This is a genomic window from Pseudoalteromonas haloplanktis ATCC 14393 (assembly GCF_000238355.1).
Taxonomy (GTDB): domain Bacteria; phylum Pseudomonadota; class Gammaproteobacteria; order Enterobacterales; family Alteromonadaceae; genus Pseudoalteromonas; species Pseudoalteromonas haloplanktis.
Genome location: NZ_AHCA01000009.1, coordinates 161,928 through 175,117, shown reverse-complemented (window position 1 = coordinate 175,117; position 13,190 = coordinate 161,928). Strand labels below are relative to the sequence as shown.

Sequence of the window (13,190 nt, the reverse complement as noted above, 5' to 3'; positions counted from 1 at the left end):
TAACTAAATCACCCGTGAAAAGCGGGTGTTTTTAATGTGTTGCTGCAAGTAAGTATCAAAGCACATGCAAATGATACGAATAAACAAATTACCGCGCGCAGTGACGGTGATCAATTTTTCATTGATAACAACCATCCCATCAGCAATTAATGGCTCAAGGGCGCTGAGGGAGCTGGCAAAGTAGTCTGTGAAGTCGAGTTGGTACTTATCAGCAATACTTTGCATATCCAACTGAAAATGACAGATCAGTTGTTTGATTACTTCAGCGCGTATTAGGTCATCATTATCAAGTTGCATGCCTTTAGTAATTGCACTGCCGTGTTGAGTTTCTATCGCGTGGTAATACTGTTTTAGCTGTTTTTGATTTTGTAAAATAGCGGTGCCAATTTGCGAAATCGATGACACACCCAACCCGAGTAAATCGCAGTCACCATGCGTGGTGTAACCTTGAAAGTTACGATGCAATTGTTGGCTATTTTGTGCCACGGCTAATTCATTGCTGGTTTTGGCAAAATGATCCATACCAATGAATTGATATCCTGCTTCACTCATTTGTTCTAGGGTATTTTTAAACATGGAGAGTTTATCGTGGGCGCTGGGTAAATCGGCGTCTTTAATTTTTCGTTGTGCGGCAAAGCGCTCAGGTAAATGCGCATAGTTAAACACAGAGACACGATCAGGGCTCAGCTCAATAAGCTGCTCTATGGTTTCTTTAAAGCTCTGAGGTGTTTGTAAAGGCAGGCCATATATCATATCTGCATTGATTGACTTGAAGCCAAGCTCACGTGCTTCACTGATCAAGCTTTTTACTGCATCAGCACTTTGCGGGCGATTAACCGCAAGTTGAACCTCATCATTGAAGTCTTGAATACCAAATGACACACGATTAAAGCCTAAAAAGCGTAAGTGTTTTAACATATCATCGGCAAGCGAGCGGGGGTCAATTTCAATTCCGCGTTCAGCATCATGAGCAAAGTTAAAATGCTGTTCGAGTATGCCAATTAAACGCGCCATTTGCGCCGCAGTTAAAAAGGTTGGCGTGCCCCCGCCTAAATGTAATTGCTCTACTTGGTAACTGGTAAATAGCGCTGCTTGCGCGATGATCTCTTGCTCTAAATAATCGAGGTAGAGATCTGCTTTTGATTGATGGCGGGTGATCACTTTATTGCAGCCGCAGTAATAGCAAAGCTGGCTACAAAAGGGGATATGAATATAGACAGAGAGGCTGTTGGTTGATGATGAGTTGATAGCCTTAATCAAATCATGCTGCTGGTAGCCATCACTAAACGACAAGGCGGTTGGATAAGAGGTGTATCTTGGCCCCGAAATATTGTATTTGTTTATTAAGTCTTGATCCCACTTTGGTAAATTAATCATCACGCGCGCCTTTAATAAAGTTTGCGTCATTATAAAAAAATCAACTTGGCTGAGTATTGATCTACAACAAAAAAGAGTGCTACGAGAGCACTCTTTGTTAGTAGTTTAAAGAGGGATTAAAGCTTAAATTGATTGACAGTTTTATTAAGGGATGCTGCCAAATCATTCAGCTCCCGAGCTTCATCAGCAAGTTCAAGAGCATGATCAGCGGTATTATTTACTAAGTTATTAATCGCCGCTAAGCTGTTATTGATATCTTCTGCTACCACTGTTTGTTGCTCAGTTGAAGTGGCAATATGATGACTTTGATCTTGTACTTTAGTGACGGAATCGGCAATGTTCTGTAGGGCGTCAAGCACTTCTTGTGTTTGCGTAACTGAGCTTTGCGCGCGTTCTTGTCCTTGCTGCATCATAGTGGATGCTTGCTGCGCAATTTGCTGTAAGCGTGAAATCATATTGCGAATATCATCAGTAGATTCTTGGGTGCGGCTCGCTAAGGAGCGAACCTCATCGGCAACCACAGCAAAGCCACGACCTTGCTCACCGGCACGAGCAGCTTCTATAGCGGCATTAAGTGCCAGGAGGTTCGTTTGCTCGGCAATTGAGTTGATCACATCAACAACGGCGCCAATATTACTACTTTCTTGCTCTAAACCAGCCACAACCTTGGACGCCTCACCGATATGTTCTGCTAATGCAGTCATTACGCTTTGTGCATTTTGCGAACGTTTTGCTCCATCAACAGAGATGTGTTGTACTTCTTCAGCGGCATTATTGGTGTGTTGGGCATTGCGAGAAATCTCCATCACGGTGGTGGCCATTTCAGTTACTGCAGCACTTACACTGTCGACTTGTTGTTTCTCTTGTTGGATTTCGTCATTAGTTTTTTGTGAAACTAAATTTAACTGCGCTGCGGCATTGGTTAATTGTTTTGCTTGTTGTGCGGTGTCTAACATCATCACACGTAGCTTATCAATAAAGGTATTCATATGATGAGCTAGTTGGCCAACCTCATCTTTACTATCTATGGTAATAGTTTGGGTTAAATCGCCATCCCCTGATGCAATATCGCGCATAATATGGGTTAGGGTGATGATAGGCTTTGAGATCATTTGTGTGGCCCAGATGATCATGGCAATGATGATCAGCAAAATAATAACCACCGAGGTGGTGGTAGTCATTACCGCATCATTGACTGGTTCATCAATTAAGCTGCGCGGTACTAAAATTCCCACATACCAATTTACATAAGGATGCTCTAATTGCAGACGGTGATACACCACAAAATACGCTTGGCCCTGCAAAGTAACACTAGCATCGCCTGTTATGTTATTTTTCATCAGCTGGTTAAGTTCAGCAAACCCTTGAGTGTTGTTAAACTGTTTTTCTAGTACTTCTAGCCCTTCTTTACCGTTAGGGCCTTCATCGGTAATCGATAACTTGTGGTTGGTACGATTTGATAAGTGCACCACTTTTTGATCGCCGTCGAGTAAAAAGCCAAAGCCTTGGCCGTTAAAGCGAATATCTTCAACCATTTTATTGATTTTATTGAGTTGTAAATCAACACCACCAAAACCAATGAGTTCACCTTGTTGATCATAAACAGGTTGTTGTACGACGGCTGAGGCATTGCCTGTTGTTAAATCAACAGAAATTGGCCCTACATATAAGCGGTTTAGTTTTAATGCATCTTTCCACCAGCCGCGTTTATACGCATAATAGGGCTCGTTATTGTAATGAGTGGTTCGCTCATTTTCTTTAAAGTATTCGCCGGTTTTTGCTGATGCAAAAAAGGCGGATAAAATATTTTCGTCTTTACTACTAATGCGCACAAAGTCTTGGTTTATTTCATCATATCCAGGTGCACCTTGTAAGGTTTGGTCACGTTTTTCCCAATTATCAAACCAGTTTACTAAATGCGGATTATTGACAAAAGTGGCTACTACTTTTCCGTACTGAGCAAAATAGCTTTGCATTGATAGTTGTTCGCTTTGCAAGTAGCTGTGGGCTTCACGCTCGATACTTTGTCGAGACAAAGCGGCAATGTGATTAACAAAGTACGCAGAGGCAATCAGTAATAAGACACTTATAGTGCCACCGATCAGTAATAGTATTTTTTTTCGCAATGATAGATTTTTAAGCATAAGTGCACACATTTTTGTTATTTAGTAGAGTAAGCACTCTTATCTAACCATATCTTGATACGTAGTGCTATGGTATCTGATAAGACAAATTAATGAAATTTTATAAAATTGTAAGGGTGATGTTACGTAATGGGTACAAATAAAGACCAGTTAATTGTATTAGGTGCAGGTTGGCTGGGTCAGCCCTTGTGTTTACAACAGCAGGCTAAAGGCTGGGACGTACAAGGTACGCACCGCAGCAATGTACACCAACATGCTTTTCAACGGCAGCTAGTATTGCTAGACAATAAGCTAACTCATCAACTTGATTTACATAATGCGTGGTGGGTATGTGCAATACCGCCTCGTAGCCGACACGCAGACAGCCACTATTTAGAAACTCTGACGCTGGCCATTGAGCTTGCTGAGTCTATGAAGGCAAAAGGGTTTCTCTTATGCTCATCAACAGCTGTGTACGATCAAGATAATGCAATCTATACAGAGCAAAGTGAGGTTAAAGCAAGCACTGCACGTCAACAGCCACTAATTGATGCAGAGCAATTAGTGTTAAATGCGGGGGGAAAGGTACTTCGATTAGGTGGTTTAATTGGTCCTGATCGCGAACCAGGTAGGTTTGTGGCGGGTAAAGAATTACGTGGCTCGAGTCGACAAACCGTTAATATGGTGCAGCAGCAAGATGTAATTAATGCGGTACTTACGGTGCTGGATAACTGGCAAGTGGCAGCGCCAATATACAATGTTGTGAATCCCGCGCATCCAACTAAAGCGGATTATTATCAGCAGAAGTGTCAGCAGTATGGTACGCAAGCGCCCACCTTTATTAGTGACAAAATAGCCGAACGCATCATCAATGGTTCGGCTATTGAAGCGTTAGGTTTTAATTATCAATTTGCTATTTAAAACGAAGGTAAAATGCCCGTAGGCAACAAGTTACATAGTTTACCTTGTTGCAATAACGTATTGGCAGCTTCGATATCAGGGCCAAAATAACGGTCCTTATCGTAGTAACTGACCTTTTCACGCAAGATAGCTTTAGCTTGCTCTACTTTTACAGAAGCTGTTAATGGTTTTCTAAATTCCAACCCTTGCGCGGAGGCAAGCCATTCAATGGCTAATACACCTTGGGTGTTATTGGCCATTTCACCAAGACGACGCGCTGCAAAGGTTGCCATTGAAACATGGTCTTCTTGGTTTGCTGACGTTGGTAGGCTATCTACCGACGCAGGGTGCGCCAGTGATTTATTTTCAGATGCCAGTGCTGCCGCTGTTACTTGCGCAATCATAAAGCCCGAATTAACCCCACCATTTTCAACTAAAAACGGTGGCAGTTTTGATAGATTTGAATCAATCAATAGGGCAATTCGACGCTCCGCAAGGGCGCCAATTTCGGCAATCGCTAACGCTAAGTTATCGGCTGCCATTGCAACTGGCTCGGCATGGAAGTTACCACCAGAGATAATATCACCGACATCTGCAAAAACTAATGGGTTATCTGTAACACCATTTGACTCACACAATAACACCTCTGCGGCTTGGCGAATTTGTGTTAAGCAGGCTCCAAGCACTTGTGGCTGACAACGTAAGCAGTATGGATCTTGTACTTTTTCACAATCAACATGGGCTTCGCTGATCTGCGATTGTGCACCAAGCAGTTCACGGAAGATGGCTGCGGTATCTATTTGCCCGCGTTGACCACGTATATCATGAATACGCGCATCAAATGGTGAGCGACTACCCATAGCCGCTTCAATGCTGATTGAACCAATAGCACAGCTTTGTGCATATAAGTCTTCGGCGCGGAATAAGCCTTGCAGAGCAAATGCAGTAGAAGCTTGAGTGCCGTTTAACAAAGCTAAGCCTTCTTTAGCGGCAAGTGTTAGCGGTTCAAGCTTGGCAATTTCTAGGCCTTGGGCAGCGCTGATTAATTTACCTTGATGACGCATTTCGCCTTCACCCAATAGTGGTAAACACATGTGTGATAACGGTGCTAAATCGCCCGATGCACCCACCGAGCCTTTCTTGGGCACACAAGGGTAAACTTCGGCTTCAAGTAATTGCATAAAAAACTCAATAACTTTTAAGCGAATACCGGAAAAACCACGAGATAAAGAATTGATTTTGAGCACCATCATCAAACGTACCGTGCTGTCATCCATGTATTCGCCAATACCTGCTGCATGAGAAAGCACAATAGAGCGCTGTAGTAGTTCCAGTTCATGCTCGGCAATTTTAGTATTAGCCAGTAAGCCAAAACCAGTGTTAATCCCGTATACTGTACGCTGCTGATCAATCACATCTTGCACCGTTTGTGCGCTTGCGGCGATCTTGATGTCGCTGTCTTTAGCAAGCGTTAACTTAACTGGCGAAAGATTAATTTTACGCAGTGTTGCCAAATCGAGCTGGCCGGGTGTGAGAGTATATTCAAACATGGTTATTCCTTATTCAACATAGGTAAGTCGAGACCTTGCTCGTTTGCGCAATTAATTGCAATATCGTAACCTGCATCAGCATGGCGCATTACGCCGGTAGCAGGGTCGTTCCATAGCACGCGACCAACGCGTGCGGCAGCTTCATCTGTACCATCGGCAACAATCACCACACCAGAGTGTTGGCTAAAGCCCATCCCTACGCCACCACCATGATGCAGTGAAACCCACGTCGCACCGCCGGCAGTATTCAGTAAGGCGTTTAATAATGGCCAATCAGAAACGGCATCTGAACCGTCTTTCATTGCTTCGGTTTCACGGTTAGGGCTGGCAACTGAACCTGAATCTAAATGGTCACGGCCAATCACGATTGGTGCTTTTAATTCGCCATTTTTAACCATCTCGTTAAACGCCAGTGCTAGGCGGGCGCGGTCTTTTAGGCCAACCCAACAAATACGCGCTGGTAAACCTTGGAACTGAATACGTTCACGAGCCATATCAAGCCAGTTGTGCAAATGCTTATCATCAGGAATAAGCTCTTTAACTTTAGCATCAGTTTTATAAATATCCTCAGGATCGCCAGATAGCGCTACCCAACGGAACGGACCGATGCCTTCACAAAATAATGGGCGAATATAAGCGGGTACAAAACCTGGAAAATCAAAGGCATTACTTACACCTTCTTCAAACGCCATTTGGCGAATGTTATTGCCGTAATCAGTTGTCGCAGCGCCAGCTTGTTGTAGGGCTAACATAGCAGTGACTTGTACTGCCATAGATTGTTTTGCAGCTTTCACTACGGCTTGTGGATCTTGTTCACGCATTTTAGCAGCGTGTTCCATGCTCCAACCTTGTGGTAAGTAGCCATTAAGCGGATCGTGCGCTGATGTTTGATCGGTTACAACGTCTGGGGTAATTTTACGTTTAACTAGTTCACTAAATACATCGGCGGCGTTACCAAGTAAACCAACCGATAGCGCTTCACCTTTAGCGCATGCATTGTTGATAAGCTCTAGGGCATGATCCAAATTGGTCGCTTTAACGTCTACATAGCGGGTTTTAATTCTAAAATCGATACGTGTTTCATCACATTCAACAACTAAGGCACTAAAACCCGCCATGGTTGCAGCAAGTGGTTGTGCGCCACCCATACCGCCTAAACCACCGGTTAATACCCATTTACCAGTAGCATCACCGTTAAAGTGTTGTTTTGCCATGGCGACAAAGGTTTCGTAAGTACCTTGTACTATGCCTTGTGAGCCGATATAGATCCAAGAGCCTGCGGTCATTTGCCCGTACATCATCAAGCCCAGTTTATCTAGCTCATTAAAATGCTCCCAATTAGCCCAGTGTGGTACTAAGTTTGAGTTCGCAATTAATACCCGTGGTGCATTGCTGTGAGTCTTAAATACCCCAACAGGTTTACCCGATTGCACGAGTAGCGTTTCGTCGTCTTCGAGTCTATCAAGGGTTTCGATGATTTTATCAAAACAAGGCCAATCACGGGCTGCACGACCAATGCCACCATATACAACGAGGGCATGTGGGTGCTCTGCAACCTCAGGATCTAAGTTATTCATTAACATACGCTTAGCCGCTTCGGTGAGCCAGCTTTTAGCGCTTATCTTATCGCCATGTGGCGCGCGGATCACACGCGATTCGTCAAGTCTATTGTTCATGGAGTGCTCCTGTTGTATATACAAGCTTGTTAGTTACAAAAAATACGCTGTTAAGCGCATCATTTTGATATTAATGATCTTTTAATGTTGCTTTTTAAATGTTAAATGGCCACCTAAGCGGTATTTACTACCAGGGGACACTAAACGAGCAAAGCTTACTATGCCTGCGGATGACCAGGTGCGGCGGATCACCTGCAAACAAGGTTCTTCATGGTATAAGTTTAACCACTGGCACATTTCACTATTGGGCATAATTGCTTCAACTGTGTGGCGTGCTTCGGTCAGCGGAGCCACACTTGATAAATACTCATGCGGTGTCAACGTGGTAAAATCTTGCTGTAAGTAGCTTTGTGCTAGCGCGGGATTAACAAAGCGCTCCTCCACTTGCAGTGGTTGATCGTTTTCGTTGTGCACCAGCACACTGCGAAATACTACACTGTCTACTTCAACACCAAGGGCAATGGCAATCGGTGCCACGGCATTGATTGATTCAAGTACTAATACCGTACAACTGTAATTGCCATTTCGGGCTTTCACTTCATCCGCTATATTTTTAATTTCAAGTAATGATGACTGTGATTTGAAACTGGCGACAAACGTCCCTAAGCCTTGGCTACGAGTAAGGATGCCGGCTTCGGTTAATTCGCTTAATGCTCGGCGTGCAGTCATGCGGCTAACACTAAATTGTTCGGCTAACTCGTTTTCAGAAGGCACTCGTTGGTTTTCAAGCCACGCGCCTGAGCGAATATTATCAACAATAAACTGTTTTATTTGCGCGAACTTAGGTGTCGTCATGTACAGAGCCACTGCGTTATTTTAATGAAATACAGGCTATAAGATGGCACATTTATCTTGTATATACAAGATAGCTTGTTAAACTGATGAAAACATTTTTTAGGGGCTGCTATGACAAATCTAACTGTAAATAACCACGGTGAGGAGTGGGACTTATTGATCACTGATGCCAATATTGCCACTATGGATAGCAGTATTGCTGCACCTTACGGGGCTATTGAAAATGCCGCGTTGGCAATTAAGGATGGTCACATAGCTTGGCTTGGTAAGCAAAGCGAGTTACCACAGTTTGATGCATTGGCAACGCCAATCATTTCGGCAAAAGGGCAGTGGCTCACGCCTGGTTTAATAGATTGTCATACCCACTTAGTGTTTGCCGGCTCCCGCGCTGAAGAATTTGAACAGCGTTTGCAAGGTGTAAGTTATGAGCAAATTGCCGCACAGGGCGGCGGTATCGCAAGTACAGTCAGCGCCACTCGCGCAGCTGATCATGAAACATTATTTGTATTAGCGAAAGATCGTTTAAATGCACTTTATGCTGAAGGTGTTACGACTGTTGAAATTAAATCGGGTTATGGACTCGATTGCGAAAGTGAAGTGAAAATTCTCGAAGTGGCGCGATTACTGGGTGAAAATCACCCTGTTGATGTAAAAACCACTTTTTTGGGTGCTCACGCACTCCCAGCAGAATATAAAGACCGCAGTGATGAATATATTGAGTTAGTGTGCAATGACATGTTGACGCAAGTCGTTGCGGGTAATTTAGCCGACGCAGTGGATGTATTTTGTGAAAATGTCGGTTTTAGTCCTGCACAAACTCGTCGTGTGTTTGATGCGGCCACTAAGCACGGTCTACCTGTTAAATGCCACGCAGAACAATTATCAAATCAACAGGGCGCGCAGCTAGTTGCTGAGTTTAATGGTTTATCGGCGGATCATATTGAGCATCTAGATGAAGAGGGTGTAAAAGCCATGGCAGCGGCAGGTACTGTCGCGGTTTTACTACCCGGTGCATTTTATTTTTTACGTGAAACTAAGCAGCCGCCAATTGCATTATTAAAGCAATATAATGTGCCCATGGCCATCTCAACCGACTTTAACCCAGGTACGTCACCCTTGTGTTCTTTGCAATTAATGATGAATATGGGCTGTACCTTATTTAGGCTAACACCAGAAGAAACCTTAACAGGTGTCACTAGAAATGCAGCAAAAGCCCTAGGTTTAACTGATCGTGGGGTACTGAAAGTGGGTATGCGTGCAGATATAGCACATTGGCAGATATCCCACCCTGCGCAATTAAGTTACCAATTAGGCGTAAATAAACTGTTAAATTTGTGGGTTTTGGGTAGACTAAACTAATCAGTATTAATGTTGTACTCAAAAGATGTTTTTAATTGCGCTATTAACAAACACAGGACTTGAACATACTGCAGGGAGCGCATTACTTAACCACACAATTACCTGTTTTTTTGGCCGGTGCTGTTTTAATGGCGATGATCTGCGCTTTGTGCGTTACTCAAAAGCCGTTATTCCGTTTGAGTTACTTGATCAATAGCGTACTAGCGCTGGCAGTATTAAGTAATGAGCTTAACTTTTTGGAGTTATTCTTCGCAGCCAGTATCGGCTTACATTTATGGTTGGCATTTTCGCAAGATAAATGGACGATGCTAACAATCAGTTGCTGTTCTGCTTTGGTGTTTACCGTATTTTTAGCCGCTCATTTATTATTGGGGTCACCACTTTATTTGATTGTACTGGCGAGCATAGTATTAACGATATCAGGCTATTTTACTGATGAAGAGCTGACAACTAGCGCAGATGAAACAACTCAACTTAGTAGTGCCAGTTACATGGAACCTGCGCCGTTATTAAATTTACCTAACACTACACTGTTACGCCAACGTTATTATCAGTGGCGTAAAGATAACCCACAGCGTGCAGCCTTGGTGGTATTTCGTTTAGAAGGGTTTGCACAAGTTAATCAGCATATTGGTCGTGATTTTGGTGACTTATTACTTGCGCAGTCGGCGAACCGTATTAAGCAATTACTTCTTATTGATGAAGTGATTAGCTTAGCGGGTGAGCAGAAGTTAGCGCATTTAGGTGGACTTAACTTTGCTTTTATTTGTAATTTAGCCCACCAAAAACACTTACATGAACAGCTAATCAATCAAATATTAGGGGCGACAGTAAAGCCTTTTAATGTAGCTAACTGCACCATCAAAGTAAGCGCGCGGGCGAGTTTTGTAGATTGTGATGAGCAAGAAAATAGCTTTGATAATCTAATTTCGTTCGCTTTTCTCGCGTTAGATAGCCACCCTCAACAACAAGTGGTTGCTTATCATCAACAAATGAAAATAGAGCAAATAGAACAGCAAGCCCGCTTACAAGAGCTCGCAAATATAGATTTTACCAGTGAGTTTGAATTGTATTTCCAGCCGATTATTTGTAATCAGCATGAAAAAATTGAGTTTTTAGAGTTATTGCTACGTTGGCAGCATCCTCGACAAGGGATCTTATCAGCCAACCGTTTTATAGATGATATACGTGTGGCTGGGCTTGCCTATCCATTAGCGACCTTTGTAATAGAGCGCGCTGCGGAACTTGCTATGGCACTGCGAATGGAAGGTATTAGTATGCCTTTAAGTATCAATCTATTTGGTTCAGAAATGCTCAATGAAGAATTTATTGAGTTTATCGATCGCATCTTTGCTGAGCATAATCTACAAGCGGGTGATTTAATTATTGAGTGCCCATTAAACTTGTTTATGAGCCTAGACGAGCAGGGTAAAGCCATGGTGTCGCGCATAAATAGCATAGGGATTAAAGTGTGTGTGGATGGTCTTGGCGATAGCCCTATTTGGTTAGCTAAACTGCCAAATTTAGCGGTTGAGTATGTAAAAATAGCCCCGGCATTAACTGCCGATTTTAGTCAACAAAGCCATGTTCGCAGTTTGATAAGTGGTATGGTCGATATGCATAATCAGCAAAATGCGAAAGTCATTTGCGAAGGGGTTGAAACCCGTGAGCAGCTAAACTTTGTGAAAAGCTTAAATACTTACGCTGCACAAGGGTATTACTTTAGTCATCCATTGAGTAGTGTTGGCATGATCTCTTGGCTTAAGCAATGGCAAATTGAGCATCAATAGCTGTTATAGCTGCTCTCTGGCTTGTAAATAAGCATTCACTAGCGCAGTTATTATTTGTCCTGCGTCGCTCATTCCTGCCTGCATACCGCTGGGGTGTTGATTCGGCGCAGCTTCACATAAATGCAAGTAGTGGCTGTTTATTTGGCTGGCAGCCAAATGCACAAAATGCTCGGCATCACTGACACTAAAACCACAGTTTGTGTAAGCACTGACGGGCATTAATGAAATGCTATCTAAATCAACTTCCACCCCAAGAGGAGCATGAGTTAGCGTTGCAAGTGCTTGCTGGCAAGCTTCTGTGAGAGTTTTTTCGCGTTTTACTTGCAGTGCTTGGTAGCTGTCATAATTAAATTGCGCAGTTGCTAAAGCGTCAATAATCGTTTGATTGTTTTTTAGTTCATGCATGCCAATTACATGGTAATTAGCTAGGCACTGCTCATTGTAAGCATAACGAAAGCCATTGCCGCTGTGGCGACCTTCGCAATCACGAAAATCAGCATGTGGATCAAAATTAATTGCATTGATCGCAGTTTGTTTGTGTTTGCTGAGTGCGCGAATAATACCTAAGCAATTATTATGACCACCGCCAATAACGATAGGCTCAAGACCTGCGGCAAAAATTAAACTCAACACTTGCTCAACACGCTGATCAAGTTGAGCACATAATTCACGTAATTGGATTAACTGCTGAGGATCTTGGTTTGATAAATCGCGTGCCGCAAGGGTTAAATCGTTCACTGCGACTTCACCTAATAACAACACTTTTTCGTTCGCTAAAAATTGGTTATCAGGTTGATTTAAAAATCGTTTAAGGAATGCTTGCCAACCATCTTCCGCACCACCATTGCCTAGATTAGCGCGCGGACCAATATCTTCGCACACCCCTACTAGCACATACTTAATACCAAACTGTGCGGCATCTTGCATGGCTTGCAGAGGATCTACATGGGTATCGAGCAAAGCGATAGATTGCCATGCTTTTTTTTCATTGGCGCGACTACTACACCAAGGTTTTACAGTCGCTTCGTCATAAATATGGAGATGGTTTGTCACTGACTATTCTTCTACAATTTCCAGTTCAAGTTCTTCTGCTGATAACACAATACCTGTACTATCGGCGTAGATAAAATCATCATCAAAAAACGATACACCCGCAAAGTTTACGCCAATGCCATCTTCGCCAGCACCAGTGCTATCAGCCGCTACAGGGATCGAAGCGATGGCTTGAATACCTAAATCAAGTTCTTCCAACTCATCAACATGGCGAACGGCCCCATAAACAATAATACCTTGCCAGTTATTTTCAATGGCGAGTTCTGCAAGCTCAATATCAATAAGCGCACGACGTGTCGAGCCACCGCCGTCAATTAATAGCACACACTCGTCCCCATCTTGAGAGAGTATGTCGCGGATCAGTTCATTATTTTCAAAACACTTTACGGTTTTTATTCGGCCACTAAAGCTGTGACGACCACCAAAGTTAATGAACATAGGTTCGAGCACATCGACCACATCGGCAAAGTGATCGCATAAATCTGAAGTGCTGTAATCCATTTTTCTATCCTTTTTGAAGATACGTGAGCTGAACTTTAGTATACCTTGCTTTATTGCAATAACAAC

10 protein-coding genes are annotated in these 13,190 nt (G+C 43.2%); 3 read left to right on the top strand and 7 right to left on the bottom strand.

From position 1 onward, the window contains the following. Positions 1-3: 3 nt before the first annotated feature. Together hemN and PHAL_RS0116630 are read right to left on the bottom strand one after the other, a co-directional pair. Positions 4-1,377 carry an oxygen-independent coproporphyrinogen III oxidase gene (gene hemN, locus PHAL_RS0116635; RefSeq protein ID WP_016709563.1) on the bottom strand — a complete coding sequence of 458 codons (1,374 nt, stop codon included), beginning with the start codon at positions 1,375-1,377 and terminating at the stop codon, positions 4-6. Between the two features lie 116 nt (positions 1,378-1,493). After that, positions 1,494-3,521, bottom strand: coding sequence for a methyl-accepting chemotaxis protein (locus PHAL_RS0116630; RefSeq protein ID WP_029216208.1), 2,028 nt, complete (start codon positions 3,519-3,521; stop codon positions 1,494-1,496). Between the two features lie 129 nt (positions 3,522-3,650). Here PHAL_RS0116630 and PHAL_RS0116625 point away from each other — a divergent pair, with 129 nt between their 5' ends. Next, on the top strand, positions 3,651-4,421 hold the full coding sequence (locus tag PHAL_RS0116625) for an NADP-binding protein (RefSeq protein WP_016709561.1): 771 nt from the start codon (positions 3,651-3,653) through the stop codon (positions 4,419-4,421). Here PHAL_RS0116625 and hutH read toward each other — a convergent pair. From hutH to hutC, 3 genes are all read right to left on the bottom strand, one after another. After that, positions 4,418-5,950 carry a histidine ammonia-lyase gene (hutH, locus tag PHAL_RS0116620; protein ID WP_016709560.1) on the bottom strand — a complete coding sequence of 511 codons (1,533 nt, stop codon included), beginning with the start codon at positions 5,948-5,950 and terminating at the stop codon, positions 4,418-4,420. The genes PHAL_RS0116625 and hutH overlap by 4 nt on opposite strands. Positions 5,951-5,952: 2 nt before the next feature. After that, on the bottom strand, positions 5,953-7,626 hold the full coding sequence (hutU, locus tag PHAL_RS0116615) for a urocanate hydratase (RefSeq protein WP_016709559.1): 1,674 nt from the start codon (positions 7,624-7,626) through the stop codon (positions 5,953-5,955). Between the two features lie 81 nt (positions 7,627-7,707). After that, a complete protein-coding gene (hutC, locus tag PHAL_RS0116610; protein ID WP_016709558.1) occupies positions 7,708-8,421 on the bottom strand; it encodes a histidine utilization repressor in 714 nt (237 codons plus the stop codon). Between the two features lie 111 nt (positions 8,422-8,532). Here hutC and hutI point away from each other — a divergent pair, with 111 nt between their 5' ends. Together hutI and PHAL_RS0116600 are read left to right on the top strand one after the other, a co-directional pair. Further along, entirely contained in the window at positions 8,533-9,780 is a 1,248-nt protein-coding gene (hutI, locus tag PHAL_RS0116605; RefSeq protein WP_016709557.1) for an imidazolonepropionase, read from the top strand. Between the two features lie 128 nt (positions 9,781-9,908). Further along, on the top strand, positions 9,909-11,570 hold the full coding sequence (locus PHAL_RS0116600) for a GGDEF domain-containing phosphodiesterase (protein WP_050901596.1): 1,662 nt from the start codon (positions 9,909-9,911) through the stop codon (positions 11,568-11,570). Positions 11,571-11,573: 3 nt separating this feature from the next. Here PHAL_RS0116600 and PHAL_RS0116595 read toward each other — a convergent pair whose 3' ends face one another. Continuing rightward, entirely contained in the window at positions 11,574-12,623 is a 1,050-nt protein-coding gene (locus PHAL_RS0116595; protein WP_016709554.1) for a formimidoylglutamase, read from the bottom strand. A gap of 3 nt (positions 12,624-12,626) precedes the next feature. Continuing rightward, positions 12,627-13,124, bottom strand: a complete 498-nt coding sequence (rraA, locus tag PHAL_RS0116590) for a ribonuclease E activity regulator RraA (RefSeq protein WP_016709553.1) — start codon at positions 13,122-13,124, stop codon at positions 12,627-12,629. Positions 13,125-13,190: the final 66 nt, after the last annotated feature.

Coding starts and splice junctions, on each gene's coding strand:
- hemN (WP_016709563.1), bottom strand. CDS start 1,377: ATGATTAATTTACCAAAGTGGGATCAAGACTTAATAAACAAATACAAT.
- PHAL_RS0116630 (WP_029216208.1), bottom strand. CDS start 3,521: ATGCTTAAAAATCTATCATTGCGAAAAAAAATACTATTACTGATCGGT.
- PHAL_RS0116625 (WP_016709561.1), top strand. CDS start 3,651: ATGGGTACAAATAAAGACCAGTTAATTGTATTAGGTGCAGGTTGGCTG.
- hutH (WP_016709560.1), bottom strand. CDS start 5,950: ATGTTTGAATATACTCTCACACCCGGCCAGCTCGATTTGGCAACACTG.
- hutU (WP_016709559.1), bottom strand. CDS start 7,626: ATGAACAATAGACTTGACGAATCGCGTGTGATCCGCGCGCCACATGGC.
- hutC (WP_016709558.1), bottom strand. CDS start 8,421: ATGACGACACCTAAGTTCGCGCAAATAAAACAGTTTATTGTTGATAAT.
- hutI (WP_016709557.1), top strand. CDS start 8,533: ATGACAAATCTAACTGTAAATAACCACGGTGAGGAGTGGGACTTATTG.
- PHAL_RS0116600 (WP_050901596.1), top strand. CDS start 9,909: ATGGCGATGATCTGCGCTTTGTGCGTTACTCAAAAGCCGTTATTCCGT.
- rraA (WP_016709553.1), bottom strand. CDS start 13,124: ATGGATTACAGCACTTCAGATTTATGCGATCACTTTGCCGATGTGGTC.